The following is a 17,386-nucleotide window of genomic DNA, read 5'->3' as shown; positions in this document are numbered from 1 at the left end:
AACAGGGGAGAAATAAGCCGTCGCCTCGCCTTTAAAAATGGCAACAAGCGCCCAATATCACTGCGACATTTCAATCGATTTTGCCAATCCAACAATAAAGAGGCACACCATGTCCCCACTGCCGATACGGTCCATGTTTATTGTCGCCGCTCTGATGAGCGGAGCCGCCCACGCCAGCGAGATTACGCCGGAACAGGCAAAAGAGATTGAAACCAATCTCACATCCATCCTGCCCAAGGGCATGATCCCGGCGGGCGCAATTACCGTGCAGGCAAAAGGCGACGCCTATCAGGTAACCGTGGATCCCATGGAATTGTTTTCTCTCGACAAGAAGAAGGACATCAAGATTTCAGGGTTGACGCCGTGGGTCTATCGCCTGCGACCAACGGATGACGGGCTGTGGCAGCTGGACCAACAATCCAATCTGGATGTCAAAGCGCAATTCCAGTCGCCGCAGGGCCCGACAGATGTCGAATATGCCATTGCGTCCTCTCAATATAATGGCATTTTTGATCCAGCCCTGCGCTATGCCAAATCCGCGACGTTAAAAGCGCAGAACTTGCGCGTCACCTCGAAAAATCCGGCTCAATCTTTCGATATCGGCCTTGGCTCGTTGGATTATAGCTTGAGCAGCGAAAAGGGTGATAACAACACGCTCAACGTCAAAAATACCATGACGATCAAGGATTACTCTCAGACAATGAACCCGGCGAACAAGCCAGGCACGTTGTTTCAGGCCGCCTCCGGTGCAGGAGAAGGCAACATAACCGGTCTTTCCATGCAAGCTTTGCAGGAAATGGTGTCCATTCTGCTTCAGAATGTGCCCAACAAGCACATCAGACTGGATGACAAGGAACGCTTGAAAACGCTGTTTCGCAGCAGTTTCCCATTGTTTCAAAACGCCTCGCAAAACATTGTCTATCACGATGTTCAGGTCAGTACGAACGGTGCCACATTTGGCGTCAAAAACTACGGGCTGAACCTCAATGCCAATGGCATTCGAAATGATGCCCGCTATGCGATCGGGCTGGACCTTGCGGGCCTGAAACTGCCACCCGGCATGCTGCCTCCAACGTTCACCTCCCTCATCCCGGATGATCTTCACATCAATGTCGCCGCCAGCGGCATCAATACGCAAAATGGCGTTGTTTACATGATGGACAATGTGGATTTCACGCCGGGGCGTCAGATGACACCGCCAGAGACTGCCGAAATTCGCCGTCAGTTTTTCCCCGACAACACTCTGACACTGACCTTTGACGGCAGCCATGCCGCATCTTCACTCTATGACGTGACAGTCACCGGCAAGACCATTATCGCGATGAGCGGACCAGATAAGCCGCAGGCCGATGTCACCATCCGCGCCAAGGGCTTGGACAAGACAATCGAATATCTCTCGTCCCACGCCAAACAAGAGCCCAAGCTGGGGCAGGCGGCCTTCTTTATGATGATGGCCAAAGGCTTTGCCAAGACGGACAGCAATGGAGATAACCTCTGGCACGTTGAAAGCGACAGTGCCGGGCAAATCAAAATCAATGGCCACGAATTTCAGCTTCCCTCCGCCCCAAAGCAATCCATCGCGCCCCCTGCCCCGCAACAATGAGGGCGTGAGAAAAATCTTTGCACCTGCGCCCTGTACGCAGGTGCAAAAACTCGGATACAAGAAGATGGAATGGTGCGCAGCAACCAAAGAGCAATGCCTGTTGCGCGCCACAGGGAAGCGGGAGGAAACGCGACACTATGGATAAACTCTTTTATGAGGATTTTGCGGTCGGACAGGAGATCCAGCTTGGTCCCATCACGGTGACTGCGGAAGAGATCATCGAATTTGCCGCAGAATTTGATCCTCAGCCCATGCATTTGAGCGAAGAGGCTGGCAAGGCCAGCCTGCTGGGCGGGTTGGCTGCCTCTGGCTGGCACACCTCTGCCCTGCTGATGCGGATGATGATTGATGCCTACGTGCTCAAATGCCATGGCGAAGGGGCACCCGGCATTGAATTTGTCGAATGGAAAAAGCCTGTGATGGCTGGCGATACCCTTAGCGGACACACCACCGTGGAAGAAATGCGGCCCTTGCGCTCGCGTCCGGGCATTGGTGTGATCACCACCCGCCATCGCTTGGTAAACCAGCATGGCGATAATGTTCTCAATGCCCGCAATGCCGCCATGGTCCGCATGCGCCAGGTGCCAGGAGTCGCCCAATGATGATGCTCGACATTTTTCCACCGGAGCAAAAGGTCATCCTTGGCACACGGCATTTTTCCGCCGAAGACATCATGCGCTTTGCCAAAAAGTTCGACCCGCAACCCTTTCACGTTGATGCAGAAGCGGCAAAAGATTTTGTGTTTGGCGGGCTTTGTGCCTCAGGTTGGCATACTTGCGCTGGCTGGATGCGCACCTTTTACGATTATTGGAATGAAACCGTCACAGCTTTGAGCAAAGACGGCAAAAACCCGCCCACGCTCGGCCCCTCACCCGGATTTCAGGATCTGGTCTGGCTCAAGCCGGTCTATGCGGGGGATGACATCACCTATAGTCTGACAGCCTCTGGCGGCCGCGCGCTGAAATCGCGCCCCGGCTGGCGGCTGAACAGCAGCACCGCCGAAGGCTTTAACCAGAAGGGTGAGCCCGTGCTGCGTTTTACCAGCAACGTTCTCGAGTTTACGAATGCGGGAGAATGACATGAATGTGCATGATTTTTCAGCCAAGGATATTACCGGCCAGGAACGCAAACTCGCCGAATTTTCAGGAAAACTGCTGCTGATTGTCAACACAGCCAGCGCCTGCGGGCTGACGCCGCAATATGCCGGGCTGGAAGCGCTGCAACAGCGCTTCAAGGATGATCTCGTCGTGCTTGGTTTTCCCTGCAATCAGTTTGGCGCACAAGAGCCGGGCAGCGAAGCCGAAATCGCCAGCTTTTGCGACATCAATTTCAAAGTGTCCTTCCCGATGTTTTCCAAGATTGAGGTCAACGGCGAAGGCGCGCACCCGCTCTACAAATACCTCACCCACGAAGTGCCGGGCATTCTCGGCACCGAGGCGATCAAATGGAATTTCACCAAATTCCTGATTGGCCGCGATGGTACACCACTGTCCCGGTTTGCCCCTCTGACCAAGCCGGAAGAGATTGAGGACGATATTGCCAAGGCCGTGAAGGGCTAACGATTCTATCTCAGCGCCGTAATCAAGACTATGGCGCTGAGATGAACCCGGTCAATGGCCGGAAAATTCTACCAGCGTGCGTACATCCACGTCCAGCGCTTCGAGCTTTTTGCGGCCACCGAGATCGGGCAAATCAATCACGAAGCAGGCGGACACCACATCCGCACCAATCTGGCGCAAAAGCTGCACGGCACCCACGGCCGTGCCGCCGGTGGCGATCAGGTCGTCAACAAGAATGACCTTTTCTCCGGGCTGCACGGCGTCGACATGCATTTCCATCTCGTCCAGACCATATTCAAGACTATAGGCAATGCTGACCGTATCATGGGGCAGCTTGCCCTTTTTGCGGATCGGCACAAAGCCCGCTGACAGCTGATGAGCAACTGCACCACCAAGAATAAAGCCACGCGCCTCCATGCCGGCAATCTTGTCGATCTTCATGCCAGCATAGGGCTGCACCAGCTCATCAACAGCGCGGCGAAAAGCGCGCGGATTGCCCAGCAGCGTGGTGATGTCGCGAAAGATAATGCCCGGCTTGGGATAATCAGGAATGGAGCGGATGGTGTCGGAAAGCTCCTGGGAGAATTTTGTCATTGTCAGTTCCGGGTCTGCGGATTTTCTAAAGCATGTCGCGTTTTATTGTCCTCAATAAAACGCGACATGCGGCACAATAAAATCTAAAGCCTGTCGCCGTGAATCCTATTCACGGCGACAGGCTTTATTTGCAACTGACTCTATCAAGATTAGCGATAAGCCCCAACAAAAAAGGCGGCCCAAGAGCCGCCTTTCCAAAAGCTTTTGTGAGGCACAATCCATCAGTGTGGCTTGTTTGAATAAACCGACTTCTTGGTCAGATAAATCAAACCCGAGAAGATCAGCAGAAACACCAAAACCATAAAGCCGGTGCGCTTGCGCTCTTCCAGATGCGGCTCTGCGGCCCACATCAGGAATGCGGAAACGTCCTTGGCATATTGATCCAGGGTTTGCGGTGCGCCATCATCATAGGTCACTTGTCCATCGCTGAGCGGTGGTGCCATAGCCAGCGCCGATGCGTTGGCGAAGTAAGGGTTGTAATGAGTGCCTTGCGCCACTTCGACACCGGCTGGTGGCTCTTGATAGCCGGTCAACAGCGAATAGATGTAATCCGGTCCACCCTCTTGATATTGGGTGAAAATATCAAACAGGAAAGTCGGGAACCCGCGCTCAATACCACGTGCCTTGGCCAGCAAAGACATATCTGGCGGTGCTGCACCATTATTGGCGGCCGCCGCCGCTTCATGGTTCGGGAATGGCGAGGGGAAGTAATCCGAAGGCACCGCCTTGCGGGTATACATATCGCCTGAGGCGTTCGGGCCATCCTGCACTTCATATTCGGCAGCAAAGGCTTTCACCTGTGCTTCCGAATAGCCAAGCTCTCCCAGCGTTCTAAACGCCACCAGATTCATGGAGTGGCAAGCCGAGCACACTTCCTTATAGACCTTCAATCCGCGCTGGAGCTGGCCCTTGTCATATTTGCCAAAAGGTCCGGCAAAGCTCCATTCCTGATTGCGTGGCTTATGCAGCGGATAATGCGGGGTTTCGCCTTCCGCATGTTCCTGTGCGATGGCTGCCGACAGGCCAAGACCTGTTGCAAAGACCAGACACAGGAGGCTTGAAACAAGCTTTTTCATAAAATTAATCCTCTCCTGAGCCCGTATCAAACGGCTGCCTTTGCCGATTTCGCATTCTTTTCCAAAACGGCCTCGGTGATCGAGTTTGGCACGCGACGCGGCGTTTCAAACAGACCCAGCAATGGCATGATCACCAGGAAGAAGCCGAAATAGTAGAGCGTGCCAAACTGCGCCATCAAAGTGTAGGTGTCGGTGGGTTGGCGCGAGCCAAGCCAGCCCAGCAGAATGCAATCGGCTGCAAACAGCCAGAAGAACAGCTTGTACCATGGGCGATACACAGCCGAGCGCACCTTGGATGTATCCAGCCAGGGCAGGAAGAACAGCACGATAATGGCACCAAACATCACCAACACGCCACCGAGTTTGGAATCGATGAACAGGATGTTGAAGGTGATGGCGCGCAGCATGGCGTAGAACGGCAGGAAGTACCATTCAGGCACGATATGCGCTGGTGTCTTCAAAGGGTCCGCCATGATGTAGTTATCAGGATGGCCCAGGAAGTTTGGCATATAGAACACAAACCACGCATAGGCGATCAGGAAGATCGATACACCGAACGCATCCTTGAGCGTCGCATAGGGTGTAAACGGCACCGTATCGGTCTTGTGCTTGATTTCAACACCGGTCGGGTTGGTCTGGCCGGTCACATGCAAGGCCCAGATATGGAGGATCACCACACCGGCGATCATGAAGGGCAGCAGGTAATGCAGCGAGAAGAAGCGGTTGAGGGTTGGCTGATCCACCGCAAAGCCGCCGAGAAGGAAGGTTTGAATCCACTCGCCAACCCAGGGAAAGGCTGAGAAGAAGCCGGTGATAACGGTCGCCCCCCAGAACGACATCTGACCCCAGGGCAGAACATAGCCCATGAAAGCCGTTGCCATCATCAGAAGGAAGATGACCACGCCGAGCATCCAGAGAATTTCGCGTGGGGCCTTGTAGGAGCCATAATAGAGGCCGCGACCAATATGCAGATAAACAGCAATGAAGAAAAAAGATGCGCCATTGGCGTGCATATAGCGCAACAGCCAGCCGTGATTGACATCACGGGCAATTTTTTCAACCGAGTTGAACGCAACCGTCGTATCGGCTGCATAATGCATGGCCAAGACCACACCGGTCAAAATCTGCACCACCAGCATGACCGACAACATCGCCCCGAATGTATAGGCGTAGTTGAGGTTGCGCGGCACAGGAAAAGCAACAAAACTATCGTAAACGAGGCGCGGCAATGGCAAGCGCTGATCGATCCACCGTGTCAGCCCGGATTGAGGCTGGTAACTGGAATGCCCACTCATAAATATCTCCCCCTCAGCCGATTTTGATAACAGAATCGGTCACGAATGCATAATTTGGAATATGCAGGTTTTCCGGTGCCGGGCCTTTGCGAATACGGCCTGCGGTATCATAAACCGAGCCGTGGCAGGGACAGAACCACCCGCCATATTCCCCCGCCTGCCCCAAAGGCACGCAACCCAGATGGGTGCAGGAGCCGATCATAACGATCCAGTTTTCCTTGCCCTTCCCGGCCGAGCGATCAACATCGCTTGCGGTTGCATCGGCGGCCAGATTGGCATTGCGCGATAGCGGATCTTTCAGCTCGGCCATGGGCACGCCCTTGGCCTCCTCCACTTCCTTGTCGGTGCGGTTGCGGATGAACACCGGCTTGCCCCGCCACTTGACCGTCAAAGACATGCCGGGCTGAAGCGCCGACACATCAACCTCAATCGAGGCAAGCGCCAAGGTTGAGGCATCAGGCCGCATCTGATCAATAAAAGGCCAGGCAACAGCAACGGCACCCACCGCACCTGCCATGCCAGTTGTGAGGTAAAGGAAATCCCGGCGCGTGGGTTCGTGCCCGCCTTCGCCACCAACCCCGGCCATGCTCTCACTCTGTGTATTGTGTTCGCTCACGGTCAAACCATCCTCTTCGCAACACTTGCGACAAACCGTTTGAGCGCCGCGCGCCAAGACCGACCCGCAAAAAACGCTCATTCACGTACCATCTGCTGCCCATCGCCTGCGCCGGGAAATCTCTCTTTCGAAAGCGTTCACAATGCAGTGAGAAGCAGCAGCGCCCCCCAGCGAAAAATCAATGTGCCACAAAGCCGCCATAGATTCACCGCCCATAAGACAATTTCTAAGCACACCGGTGAAATCTGTCCAGTCTTCAACCGCAAAGGAGGCAACATGTCGCGGAAAAAGTTAGAGTTTTAGGATATAAAATTTCCCTTTTAAATGCAGGGGTTTGCGCATTATCAAGACGGCACGCTTTGCAAATCACCCATTTTGGCGGCATTTTTCTGCCAAGGCAGTTTGAAAATTGTCAAGTATGCCGCACTGCATATACGACTATTGCGTCGCAAAATTTCGTGACCAGCACCTGAGCAGTTCACACCACAGAAAGCTGCTCAAACCTTACCCGGACTTCGAAAGAGAGATATGCCGACATAATTGGCTATAGTGGGAGGCGCGAATCACGTGATACGCATTTGAGCGCCCCACGCTTTATCAAATGCCACAAGGATGCAGCCGCAGTCGCAACCGTCAATGAAGAGATCCATGAGAGCAATGTTCCTGCATATTTTAGCAACACTGCTCTGCCTGGGCCTTGCTGTCTTCGCCTTGCGCTACACGACAAATTTCTGGGGCGTCAGCGTGGTCTTCAGCTTGCAGCTGCAAGCTGGCCTTGCCCTTATAGTGCTGGCCCTTGCATGTGTCATCATCAGGCCCAGCAGCTTCACCTTGTTTATGCTGATGATGACATTGTTCATTTTCTTTCATGCTGTGTGGATGATGTGGCAATCGCTTCCGCCGCCCATCCCAGACAACCTGCGCTCTGGCAATCTGGCCAGCATGCAAAAGCTTCGGGTGCTCTCCTTCAACGTGTTGGGTGACAATATTAAAAACAGCACGAAGATTGCGGATTTCATCGAAAAGACCGACGCAGACATTGCCTATATTATGGAGGCCGCCCCGGTTGCCCTGCATCTTGAGCGATTGTCCAAACTCTATCCCTATCGAATTGGCTGCGGCGAACACACCGCGACCTGCGATTTGATGCTGCTGTCAAAATACCCGCTGGATATGATTTATGTGGGCAATTTGAGCGATTTACGTAAAGACCGGTTTGCGATGGCGAGAGTCCATATCGCAGGCACTGCCCTGCAGCTGGCTGCCGCGCATCTCAGCAAGCCTTATTTCGACGATTACCATGCAGAAGAGCTTGATATTTTAAGCCAGGTTCTGAGCACAACCAATGGCCCCTTGCTGCTGGCTGGTGATTTTAATGCCGCAACCATTGCCCCGGACATGCAGGCGCTGTTGAAGCACACCGGCCTGACAACCACCGGCTGGGAGCCAGCCACATGGCCGGTTCGCTTGGGGCGTTTTGGTATTCCCATCGACCATATTTATATTCGTACTCCGCTGATGGCACAAAAACTCAGCCGTATTCCATCCAATTTTGGCTCTAACCATTATGGGTTGATTGCTGATCTTATGATTGCAAAATCTGATAGCCAGCCTGGCTCGAATTGAACGGCGGCAAGATTTAAACTTCTTCCAGCAGCTCATCGCCCAGAAAGCCGCCCGATTGCCGCGCCCATAGCTCGGCATAGAGCCCGCCGCGCGCCACCAGTTCGACATGGGTGCCTTCTTCGATGACCCGACCTTTGTCTATCACCACCAGCCGATCAAGGCTGGCAATGGTGGAAAGCCGATGGGCAATGGCCAGCACGGTTTTGCCACGCATCAACTGTTCCAGATTGGATTGAATGGCGGCTTCCACTTCCGAATCCAGCGCAGACGTTGCCTCGTCCAACACCAAAATCGGCGCGTCTTTCAGCATCACCCGCGCGATGGCAATGCGCTGGCGCTGGCCGCCTGAGAGCTTCACCCCACGCTCGCCCACATGGGCATCAAAGCCAAGGCGGCCGCGTTGATCGACCAATTTTTCAATAAACTCCAGCGCCTCGGCCTGCTCGGCTGCTTTGCGCAAATGCTCTTCGGTGGCATCATCGCGGCCAAACATGATGTTGTCGCGAATGGAGCGATGCAGCAATGAGGTATCCTGCGTCACCATGCCAATTTTTGCCCGCAGGCTTTCCTGCGTCACTGTGCGCAAATCCTGCCCGTCGACGGAGATGGCACCGTCTTCCACATCGTAAAACCGCAGCAACAGATTGACCAGCGTGGTTTTGCCCGCACCGGAGCGACCGACAATCCCGACCTTTTCACCGGGATGAATGGTCAGCGACAGATGATCAATCGCCCCCTTATCCTTGCCATAGTGAAAGCTGACATCCTCAAAACGGATCAAAGGGCCGGAAACGCTCAAGATTTTTGCATCCGGCTGATCGTGAAGGCCAATCGGTTGCGAAATCAGCTCGGCCGAATTCTGGATCGTACCCAGATTGCGCATCATGCTGTTGAGCTGGGTCATCATGCGGTTGAGCAACATGCTCAGGCGCAGCACCAGACCCAATGTGAAGGCCACGCCGCCGGGGGTCATTGCCCCTTGAAACCAGCGATCAATGCACAGCATGGCAATCACCAGCACCATAAAGCCAGACAGCAGGGCATGGCTGGCGCGAACTCCGGTGATCAGCCGGGTGAAGGGCTTGAGCGACGCCTGATAACGCTCAAATCCCTCGCGAATATAGTGGTCGTTCTGGCGCTCGCGGGCAAACAGCTTCAGCGTCTGGATATTGGCATAGCTATCCACCAGCCTGCCGCTGAGTGCTGATGCACTTTCTGCGGTTTCTTTGGCGTGAAAGCGGATACGGGGCACAAAATAGCGCGCCATGAAGGCAAACATCACCACCCAAAGGGCAATCACTGCCGAGAGGCGCCAATCGAGCTGCGCCAGAAGGCCAATGGTTGAGAGGGTATAGATCACCATAAACCAGCCAACCTGCAACAGCGAGGTCAGCAGATCGCCCACCGCCAGACCGCCCGACCACACTTTGGTGACAATGCGACCGGCGAAATCATTTTGAAAAAAGCTCATGGCCTGACGGCTGATGTGCACATGGCTTTGCCAGCGCACCAGATTGGAAAAGTTGAGCACCACCACCTGCTCTTCCACCAAAGCGCTTATGGTGATCACCAGAAAGCGCACAGCCACCACCACCAGTGCAATGCCCGCCAGCTCTGCGCCATGCATGGCAAACAGACCCTGCCAGCCCTCGCCTTTGGGAACGGTCTCCAACAGATCCACCAGCCGCCCGACAAACCAGAACATGCTGGCTTCCATGGCGGCCACGGCACCGCCAAACACCGCCATGGCCACAAACGCCAGCTTTGCCTGACGCACGTAAAACCACACAAAGGCCCAGGCACTGGCGGGAGGGCGCAGTTCTTGCGGCTCCGCAAACGGATTGGTCCAGTTTTCAAAAAGGCGGAGTACAGCGCGTATGATCATGGGTTTCAGCGTAAGGCGATTCCGCATCACAACAAAGGGCTAAGAACCAGCGGATGCTTAAACAGCGGTCACGATTGCGTAATGGGAATACGGCTGATTACTCCGCCGCCCAGACTGCTAACAAACCCTAAATTTATTCTCGACGTCATGCTCGGCCCTGTGCCGAGCATCTAACCACGTTAATTTCATAAGCAAAGTCAATTTCTTATTTAGCCACGGCAGACCCTCGGGACAGGCCCGAGGGTGACGAAACGTCGAGCGAGAGGTTTGTCAAAAACCTGTGCGGCGAATTACTCCGCCGCATCCTCCTGCCCATCCCCCTCATCCGCCAGAAAGCCGCCTGATTGGCGATTCCACAGATCAGCGTAGATTCCGCCTCTGGCCACCAACTGCGGATGGTTGCCCATCTCGACAATCTTGCCCTTGTCCAGCACCACCAATTGATCCATCTGGGTCAGCGTGGAGAGGCGATGGGCAATAGCAATCACCGTTTTGCCCTCCATCAAGGCAAACAGGCTCTCCTGAATGGCGGCCTCGACCTCTGAGTCAAGCGCAGAGGTTGCCTCATCCAGAATGAGAATGGGGGCATTTTTCAAAAACACCCGCGCGATGGCAATCCGCTGGCGCTGACCGCCAGAGAGCTTCACACCGCGCTCACCCACCTGCGCATCCAGCCCTTTGCGGCCCTGCAAGTCCACCAGGTTTTCGATGAAATCCCAGGCATTGGCGCGCTTGGCCGCTTCAATCACCTCGGCATCGCTGGCATCCGGGCGACCATAGGCGATGTTGTCGCGAATGGAGCGATGCAGCAAGGATGTATCTTGCGTCACCACACCCACCTTGGCGCGCAGGCTTTCCTGTTTGACCTTGGAAATATCCTGCCCATCAATGCTGATGGCACCTGCTTCCACTTCATAGAAACGCAAGAGCAGATTCATCAACGTGGTTTTGCCAGCCCCGGAGCGCCCCACCAGACCGATTTTTTCACCTGCCTTGATGGTCAATGAAAAATCTTCAATGATGCCCTTGGTCTTGCCGTAGTGGAAACGCACCTTGTCATAGACAATCTCGCCCTTATCGGCGCGCAGCACCTTGGCATCGGCCGCATCAACGATATCATGGGGCTTGGTCATCATCTCCATGCCGTCATAGACTGTGCCAATGTTTTCAAACAGCGCCGAGACTTCCCACATGATCCATTGCGACATGCTGTTGACCCGCATGGCAAGGCCAATGGCAATGGCGATTGCGCCAATTTCAATGGATGCATTCAACCACAGCCAGATCGACAGAGCACCGATCACAAAAACAACGGTGCAATTGTTGAGATAGACCAAAACCTGAAACATCGTGACTTTGCGCATTTGCGCATAGACCGTTTGCAGGAATTCATCCATTGCGCCCTTGGCATAGGCTTCCTCGCGGCTGCTGTGCGAAAACAGCTTCACGGTGGCAATATTGGTATAGCTATCAACAATGCGGCCCGTCATGGACGAGCGCGCATCCGCCTGGGCTGCGGCAATTTTTTGCAGCCGTGGGACGTAATAGGCAACAATGGCAACGTAAACCGCCAGCCACAGCAGCATCGGCACCAGCAAGCGCAGATCGGCATTGCCGATAATCACCAGCATCGAGACAAAATAAGTGGCAACAAACACGAAGACATCGAGAATCTTGACCACGGTTTCGCGCACGGCCAGCGAGGTTTGCATGACCTTGGTGGACACCCGGCCCGAAAACTCATTGGCAAAGAAGGTCATTGAATGGTTCAGCAAGAAGCGATGCATCTGCCAGCGCGCAATCATCGGGAAATTGCCAAGCAGGGTTTGATGCACAATCAGCGAGTTGATGGTGCCAAGGCCCGGCAGGATCACCATGACCAAAAGCCCCATGCCCAACAGTTGAAAGCCCTGGGTTTGCATAAACGTGGCGCGATCAGCGTGGGACAACCAATTGACGATATCGCCCAGAAACTGAAACAGCATGACTTCGCCAACCGCAATCAGCATGACCAGAAAGGTCATCAGCGCCAGCCAGCCCGAAACCGGTCTGGTATAATGCCACACAAAGGGCAGCAACCCCTTGGGCGGCCGTGAGGGCTGCACTTCGGGATAGGGATTGATACGGTTTTCAAACCACGAAAACATGGAAAAACTCCATTTCGTCACAAAAGGGCGCAAAGCGGCACACGTGCACAGCCCACCTTGAGCCAAGGATTGATACCGACCCATGACGGAGCCGGAAAACACTCTCAATTTTAAAATTCAGGGAAAACGAGAGGGGTCAGCGCAGCTTGAAAGCCGGCACAGCAGAAGCGCGCATCCAATCAGTGTTATTCATACACGCCTCCCTTGTCTCGAGTTGAAGATGCGTTCTTTGTACAAATGATTAAAAAAATTGCAAAGTCGCATTATCATCGAAAGCTGATTTGGTCCAAGAGTGTTGCCCGGACACCACAGACAGACGATGCGCTTGGCGCTATGCATCACCCATGTCTGATTTACCCATGTCTGATTTGCGCATCGCCCTTTACCAACCCGATATTCCCGGCAACACCGGCACAATCTTGCGGCTGGCGGCCTGCCTTGGCTTGGGCGTCGATATTATCGAGCCTGCCGGTTTTGATCTGTCCGATCGCAATTTAAAGCGCGCTGGCATGGATTATCTGGCAAGCGTTGTGCTGACCCGCCACATCAGCTGGGCGCATTTCGAGGAATGGCGCGCAACCACCGGGCGCAGGCTTGTGCTGGCATCCACCAAAGCCGCCGATGTCTATTTTGACTTTGCCTTTCAGCCCAACGACATCCTGCTGTTTGGCCGCGAAAGTGCGGGCGTGCCCGATAGCGTGCATGACATGGCCGATGGACGCATTCTCATTCCCATGGTCGAGGGTCAACGCTCTCTCAACATCGCCATGTCTGTCGCCATGATTGCAGGCGAGGCCATGCGCCAGACCCGGATTGCGTAAACGCCAATCACAAATCGCAGCATGTCTGCATTTCATCAAAGCCAAACCGTCAACACTGCGTTATAATTGGCTGCTACTGCATAATTCCTCAAATCCGAGTGGGTTTCAGGAGAATAAATGCAGCAGATCAAAAGTGCTACAGCGTCCTGTGTGCGCCACCTATGGCGCATGGTGCCGTAGATGGCAGCCTATACGTGCATGAGAAAAATTTAAAACAATCATTGCCAATTCGATCCTGTAATTTTATGCTGCACCGCAGCAAGATGAACGAGGATAAGCACGATGTTCAACACGGCATTCACCTTCGGCCTGACGCAATTCGCTCGATCCCTCTCCCTGCCCGAACGGCTCCAGAAAAGACCGTTGCGCAATGCAGCGCTTGAACCATGGCGGTTTCGAAACGCAAGCCTTGATGCGATGTTTTATGACATCAAGACCGTGACCTCGGATGAGGCTTTTTACATCAGCGATTCGATTGCAGCTGAAGGCATGTTGATGATTGTGCCGCCCAGCGGCCAAGGCATGTTGATCATGTGTGACAGCATTGATGAATATATTCTGCGCGGTGGCCGTGATGTTCACGTTATGGCGGTGGCAGGCATTGGCGGCTCGGCCACGGGTGCTGCGGCCTTTGCCCGCAATATTGCCGATGCGGTGGACGCGCCCGTGGCGGCCGTTGTGTCCGGCTATGGGCTTGGTGATATGATCTCCGAGGCATTGGGCAGCAACTTCCTGTTCGGCCCGCTCGGATTTTTGCGCCATAACTTTGAAATGATTGATGATCTTGTTGGACGCCCCAAACTGGGTGCCTTTAAGCGCAATGGCACCGCCGATGGTGCGCCACGCAAAAGCAGCCTTGATACCGACACGGTAGAGGCATTGCTGGCGAATGACAAACTCGACTTCCAGCTCGTCACCGGCCATTCCAAGGGCAATCTTATCATCGCGGAAGCCCTGCGCGCGCTGGAAACCAATGCGCCGGAACGGCTGCAAGCATTGAGCAAGAGCCTCAAGCTGATCTCTTTTTCCACCCGCATTTCGGTGCCCGCAGCCATAGAGCCGCCTCTTGCCATCATGGGCGAGATGGACTGGTATGGCGAGTTGAATGCCACCGCACCGGCCACAAATATCATTCGCGTTCCGCGCAGCAGTCATTCCACCAACAGTGACATGCCTGGTGCTCTGAAAGTCACAAGCCTGTTGCGGGATGTGTTGAACGAGACACAGACGCAAAAAGCAGAGACAGAGCCCACCAGCAAAGTGCCACCGCAGGACCAGGCATCAGGCTTGCATCTGGTGGAAACGCCGACACCAGAACCTGACTCCACTGACGTGGCTTCCAAAATGCCAGAGGTCAGCCTAGCCGATGAGGCTGTTGTTGAAGCCGCAGACGTCAAAGTAGCCGCGCCGGATGAGATGCCAGCAGTCACCACAGAGGCGGAACCTGTGAAGGAGCCGGAGGCGGAGAAGACAGCCCCGGCTGTGACGGCACCCCCGACTGAACCCCTGACTGAATCCGTTGAACAGGCCGTTGCTGAAGCCACGGAAACTGTTGTTGCTGAGCAAAAAGCTGATGCAAAGAGTGCCGCGCCGCAAAGTGCACAAAAAAAGCCCTCGGCACCGATGAAGACAAGAAGACAGTCACGCTCCAGCCAGCGCAACAATCAGAAACCTTAAATTCCTAAGTAAAAAGGGGTATTTCATTCATCCTGATGTCAAGATGAATAAGAAACTACCTCATGTTAACCAACTTGCCCTAGATTGCTCTGCTATGCCTCAAGAAGACATGTCCTTTTGAGGCATTTTCAGGACTTACCAAACCGGCGCAAAGTATCCCTATGCTTTTGTGCTGGCTTGAGAGACCTGTCTGGTGGCCCAGATCGACGGGCAAGGGGTATTTATGGCATTACGCATACGGTTGGCAGAAATTATCAAGGCACTCAGTCATGCGCTTGACCTGACGGAGGGGCAATTGCCCGGCCATTGTGTGCGTTGCTGCCACATTGGCATGGCCATTGGCCGCGCCATCCACCTTTCCGACGAAAAATTGCATGACCTTTATTACACGCTGATGCTCAAGGATCTCGGCTGCTCCAGCAATGCGGCGCGGATTTGCGAATTATATGTCAGCGACGATCTGGCCTTTAAGCGCGATTTCAAACTGGTCAATGGCAGCATGCCGCAGATGATCCGATTTTTGCTGACCCATACGGGCGTGCAGACCAATCTTGCCGAGAGGCTGCGCACGTTGTTGAATGTGATGAAGCATGGCAGCAGGAATGCGGTGGAATTGATGCAGACCCGCTGTGAGCGCGGGGCCGATATTGCCCGCCAAATGCGCTTTTCAGAGGATGTCGCGATGGGCATTCGCGATCTGGATGAGCATTATGATGGTGGCGGCCTGCCCGCGCGCATTGCTGGCGACAATATCCATGTGTTTGCCCGCATTGCCCTGCTGGCGCAGGTGGTGGATGTGTTTTTTCAAGTCGGCGGTGCTGATGGTGCCGTGCGAGAAATCGAGAGCCGCTCCGGCACCTGGTTTGATCCTGCCATCGTGGATGCTTTCATCAGCATTGCTTATCGTCCAAGCTTTTGGCACGATCTGGCCTCCTCCGATCTCGAGCGCATTGTGCTCGGCACCGAGCCGGGCCTGCATGTGATTATGGCCGATGAAGACTATCTGGATGATATTGCTGCGGGCTTTGCCCGTGTGATCGATGCCAAAAGTCCTTACACCTCGGGTCATAGCGAGCGGGTGGCCCTCTATACGGACCTCATTGCCGAAGAGATGCAGATTGATACCACAACGCGACGCAAGCTGAGGCGCGGCGCGCTTTTGCACGACATTGGCAAATTGGGTGTTTCCAACAGCGTTTTGGACAAGCCCCACAGCCTCAACAAGGATGAATGGCTGCTGATGCGCCGTCATCCCGAATTTTCCTATGACATTCTATCGCGCATCCAGGCCTTTGCTGATCTGGCCGTCATCGGCGGTGCCCATCATGAACGGCTGGATGGCAAGGGCTATCCGCACGGGCTGGCTGGTGACGACATCAATATGGAAACCCGCATCGTCTCCACCGCCGACGTCTTTGACGCCCTGACCGCAAACCGACCTTACCGACCGGCCATGCCGATGCAAAATGCCATCGACATTCTATGGCAAGGAGCCAATGCCAGTCACGATCCCATCTGCATTCAGGCCTTGCAGGACGCTCTTGTAAAAGCCGATCTGCTGGCTGCGTAGCTCAAGGTTTCAGCAGCATTTCTTGATGGGATAAAACTACTGCATCGCCTTCATGATTGAGCGCATGGCGCTGCCAGCCCAGCTCCCACGCCCCCATCTGCCCTGCAATGGAAAACAGATTATAGGCCGCCGGTGGCTTTTTGCCGCCCGGCCCTTGCGAGGCCGAGGCAATGCCCACGACCGGCACACGACCACGACGATTATGAAGCCAGTTCAAGGTGTTGAGATGGGTGTGGCCATGCAGGACAAGATCAGCCCCGCCAACCGCGATAGCGGCTGCAAAGCGGCGAATCCCGATCATGCGCTTATGCTGAGACGTTGCGCCGCGAATGGGTGGATGATGGATCATGACGACACGAAACAGGCCCTCTTCGCCTGCCTCTTGCAGCAATTGCGCAACCTCCCGCGCTTGCCGCGAGCCGAAATAGCCCGTGGCGGAAAACATCGGTGTTGCAATTGATGTGGAGCAGCCAATCAGCGCCACAGGCCCACGTCGGCGCATCGTTGGCCAGAGCTTGAAGTCCTTGCGCCAGATTTCAGGATCATCATCGCCGCGCACGTAATCATACCAGGCCTGCATGGCCCTATCATGGGCTTTGGGCACATAGGCGTCGTGATTGCCGGGCACAACGGAAATCTCATCAGCAGGGCCAAGCTCCCGCAGCCAGTCTGCCGCTCGGTTGATCTCAATGCCGGTTGCCAGATTGACAAGATCACCGGTCACCGCCAAATGATCCGGGCTTTTGCTACGCAAATCTTCCACCAAAGCATCCAGCGTGCCAGACACCATATGCTTTGCGCGGTTGCGGTGCCAATTGAGATATCCTGTGATTCGCTTGGATGCCAGCTCCCGAAAGGTCAGATGCGGCAGGGGTCCAAGGTGGATATCGGAAATATGAGCGAGCTTAAACATAAGA

Annotated in this window: 15 protein-coding genes; 8 read left to right on the top strand and 7 right to left on the bottom strand. The window is 54.6% G+C overall.

All coding sequences use genetic code 11. The features are described 5' to 3' along the window. Positions 1-109: 109 nt before the first annotated feature. The 4 genes from E6C51_RS01350 to E6C51_RS01335 all read left to right on the top strand — a co-directional run bounded on the left by E6C51_RS01350 (position 110) and on the right by E6C51_RS01335 (position 3,162). Positions 110-1,603, top strand: a complete 1,494-nt coding sequence (locus E6C51_RS01350; protein ID WP_190234779.1) for a hypothetical protein — start codon at positions 110-112, stop codon at positions 1,601-1,603. Positions 1,604-1,740: 137 nt separating this feature from the next. Beyond that, entirely contained in the window at positions 1,741-2,205 is a 465-nt protein-coding gene (locus E6C51_RS01345; RefSeq protein ID WP_190234778.1) for a MaoC family dehydratase, read from the top strand. Beyond that, entirely contained in the window at positions 2,202-2,681 is a 480-nt protein-coding gene (locus E6C51_RS01340) for a MaoC family dehydratase (RefSeq protein ID WP_190234777.1), read from the top strand. The genes E6C51_RS01345 and E6C51_RS01340 overlap by 4 nt, the downstream gene beginning before the upstream one ends. A gap of 1 nt (position 2,682) precedes the next feature. After that, positions 2,683-3,162, top strand: coding sequence for a glutathione peroxidase (locus E6C51_RS01335; RefSeq protein ID WP_146933281.1), 480 nt, complete (start codon positions 2,683-2,685; stop codon positions 3,160-3,162). Between the two features lie 51 nt (positions 3,163-3,213). Here the strand turns inward: E6C51_RS01335 and E6C51_RS01330 are convergent, their stop codons facing one another. The 4 genes from E6C51_RS01330 to petA form a co-directional block, all read right to left on the bottom strand. Next, positions 3,214-3,756 carry an adenine phosphoribosyltransferase gene (locus E6C51_RS01330; RefSeq protein ID WP_190234776.1) on the bottom strand — a complete coding sequence of 181 codons (543 nt, stop codon included), beginning with the start codon at positions 3,754-3,756 and terminating at the stop codon, positions 3,214-3,216. Between the two features lie 221 nt (positions 3,757-3,977). After that, positions 3,978-4,832 (bottom strand): cytochrome c1, encoded by an 855-nt coding sequence (locus E6C51_RS01325; RefSeq protein WP_146933277.1) that lies wholly within the window; start codon positions 4,830-4,832, stop codon positions 3,978-3,980. Positions 4,833-4,858: 26 nt separating this feature from the next. After that, positions 4,859-6,127 carry a cytochrome b gene (locus E6C51_RS01320; protein ID WP_190234775.1) on the bottom strand — a complete coding sequence of 423 codons (1,269 nt, stop codon included), beginning with the start codon at positions 6,125-6,127 and terminating at the stop codon, positions 4,859-4,861. A 13-nt stretch (positions 6,128-6,140) separates the two neighbouring features. Further along, positions 6,141-6,743, bottom strand: coding sequence for a ubiquinol-cytochrome c reductase iron-sulfur subunit (gene petA, locus E6C51_RS01315; RefSeq protein WP_407920761.1), 603 nt, complete (start codon positions 6,741-6,743; stop codon positions 6,141-6,143). A gap of 648 nt (positions 6,744-7,391) precedes the next feature. Between petA and E6C51_RS01310 the strand changes: the two genes are divergently transcribed. Next, a complete protein-coding gene (locus tag E6C51_RS01310) occupies positions 7,392-8,369 on the top strand; it encodes an endonuclease/exonuclease/phosphatase family protein (RefSeq protein ID WP_190234774.1) in 978 nt (325 codons plus the stop codon). Between the two features lie 13 nt (positions 8,370-8,382). Here E6C51_RS01310 and E6C51_RS01305 read toward each other — a convergent pair whose 3' ends face one another. After that, positions 8,383-10,254, bottom strand: coding sequence for an ABC transporter ATP-binding protein (locus E6C51_RS01305; protein ID WP_407920760.1), 1,872 nt, complete (start codon positions 10,252-10,254; stop codon positions 8,383-8,385). A gap of 290 nt (positions 10,255-10,544) precedes the next feature. Next, a complete protein-coding gene (locus tag E6C51_RS01300; RefSeq protein WP_190234773.1) occupies positions 10,545-12,401 on the bottom strand; it encodes an ABC transporter ATP-binding protein in 1,857 nt (618 codons plus the stop codon). 359 nt (positions 12,402-12,760) lie between these two features. Between E6C51_RS01300 and E6C51_RS01295 the strand changes: the two genes are divergently transcribed. From E6C51_RS01295 to E6C51_RS01285, 3 genes are all read left to right on the top strand, one after another. Continuing rightward, positions 12,761-13,222: a tRNA (cytidine(34)-2'-O)-methyltransferase gene (locus E6C51_RS01295; RefSeq protein WP_146933267.1), complete on the top strand. Its 462-nt coding sequence runs from the start codon at positions 12,761-12,763 to the stop codon at positions 13,220-13,222. Positions 13,223-13,504: 282 nt separating this feature from the next. After that, positions 13,505-14,899, top strand: a complete 1,395-nt coding sequence (locus tag E6C51_RS01290) for a cell envelope biogenesis protein OmpA (RefSeq protein ID WP_190234772.1) — start codon at positions 13,505-13,507, stop codon at positions 14,897-14,899. 223 nt (positions 14,900-15,122) lie between these two features. Then, complete coding sequence (locus E6C51_RS01285; protein ID WP_190234771.1) at positions 15,123-16,469, top strand: HD-GYP domain-containing protein; 1,347 nt, start codon at positions 15,123-15,125, stop codon at positions 16,467-16,469. A 1-nt stretch (position 16,470) separates the two neighbouring features. On the opposite strand, the gene E6C51_RS01280 is transcribed toward E6C51_RS01285, so the two are convergent. Then, positions 16,471-17,382, bottom strand: a complete 912-nt coding sequence (locus E6C51_RS01280) for a metallophosphoesterase family protein (RefSeq protein ID WP_190234770.1) — start codon at positions 17,380-17,382, stop codon at positions 16,471-16,473. Positions 17,383-17,386 lie beyond the last annotated feature (4 nt).

It is taken from the genome of Gillisella terrae (genome assembly GCF_004801395.1).
In the GTDB taxonomy this organism is placed as follows: Bacteria; Pseudomonadota; Alphaproteobacteria; order Rhizobiales; family Rhizobiaceae; genus Allorhizobium; species Allorhizobium terrae.
The sequence above is the reverse complement of the archived record's forward strand: the minus strand, read 5'-3'. Positions and strand labels throughout refer to the sequence as shown.

What these genes read in the sequence shown, in the direction of transcription:
- E6C51_RS01285 (WP_190234771.1), top strand. Translation starts at nt 15,123, where the DNA reads ATGGCATTACGCATACGGTTGGCAGAAATTATCAAGGCACTCAGTCAT.
- E6C51_RS01320 (WP_190234775.1), bottom strand. Translation starts at nt 6,127, where the DNA reads ATGAGTGGGCATTCCAGTTACCAGCCTCAATCCGGGCTGACACGGTGG.
- E6C51_RS01305 (WP_407920760.1), bottom strand. Translation starts at nt 10,254, where the DNA reads ATGATCATACGCGCTGTACTCCGCCTTTTTGAAAACTGGACCAATCCG.
- E6C51_RS01340 (WP_190234777.1), top strand. Translation starts at nt 2,202, where the DNA reads ATGATGATGCTCGACATTTTTCCACCGGAGCAAAAGGTCATCCTTGGC.
- E6C51_RS01350 (WP_190234779.1), top strand. Translation starts at nt 110, where the DNA reads ATGTCCCCACTGCCGATACGGTCCATGTTTATTGTCGCCGCTCTGATG.
- E6C51_RS01335 (WP_146933281.1), top strand. Translation starts at nt 2,683, where the DNA reads ATGAATGTGCATGATTTTTCAGCCAAGGATATTACCGGCCAGGAACGC.
- E6C51_RS01295 (WP_146933267.1), top strand. Translation starts at nt 12,761, where the DNA reads ATGTCTGATTTGCGCATCGCCCTTTACCAACCCGATATTCCCGGCAAC.
- E6C51_RS01300 (WP_190234773.1), bottom strand. Translation starts at nt 12,401, where the DNA reads ATGTTTTCGTGGTTTGAAAACCGTATCAATCCCTATCCCGAAGTGCAG.
- E6C51_RS01280 (WP_190234770.1), bottom strand. Translation starts at nt 17,382, where the DNA reads ATGTTTAAGCTCGCTCATATTTCCGATATCCACCTTGGACCCCTGCCG.
- E6C51_RS01325 (WP_146933277.1), bottom strand. Translation starts at nt 4,832, where the DNA reads ATGAAAAAGCTTGTTTCAAGCCTCCTGTGTCTGGTCTTTGCAACAGGT.
- E6C51_RS01345 (WP_190234778.1), top strand. Translation starts at nt 1,741, where the DNA reads ATGGATAAACTCTTTTATGAGGATTTTGCGGTCGGACAGGAGATCCAG.
- E6C51_RS01330 (WP_190234776.1), bottom strand. Translation starts at nt 3,756, where the DNA reads ATGACAAAATTCTCCCAGGAGCTTTCCGACACCATCCGCTCCATTCCT.
- E6C51_RS01290 (WP_190234772.1), top strand. Translation starts at nt 13,505, where the DNA reads ATGTTCAACACGGCATTCACCTTCGGCCTGACGCAATTCGCTCGATCC.
- E6C51_RS01310 (WP_190234774.1), top strand. Translation starts at nt 7,392, where the DNA reads ATGAGAGCAATGTTCCTGCATATTTTAGCAACACTGCTCTGCCTGGGC.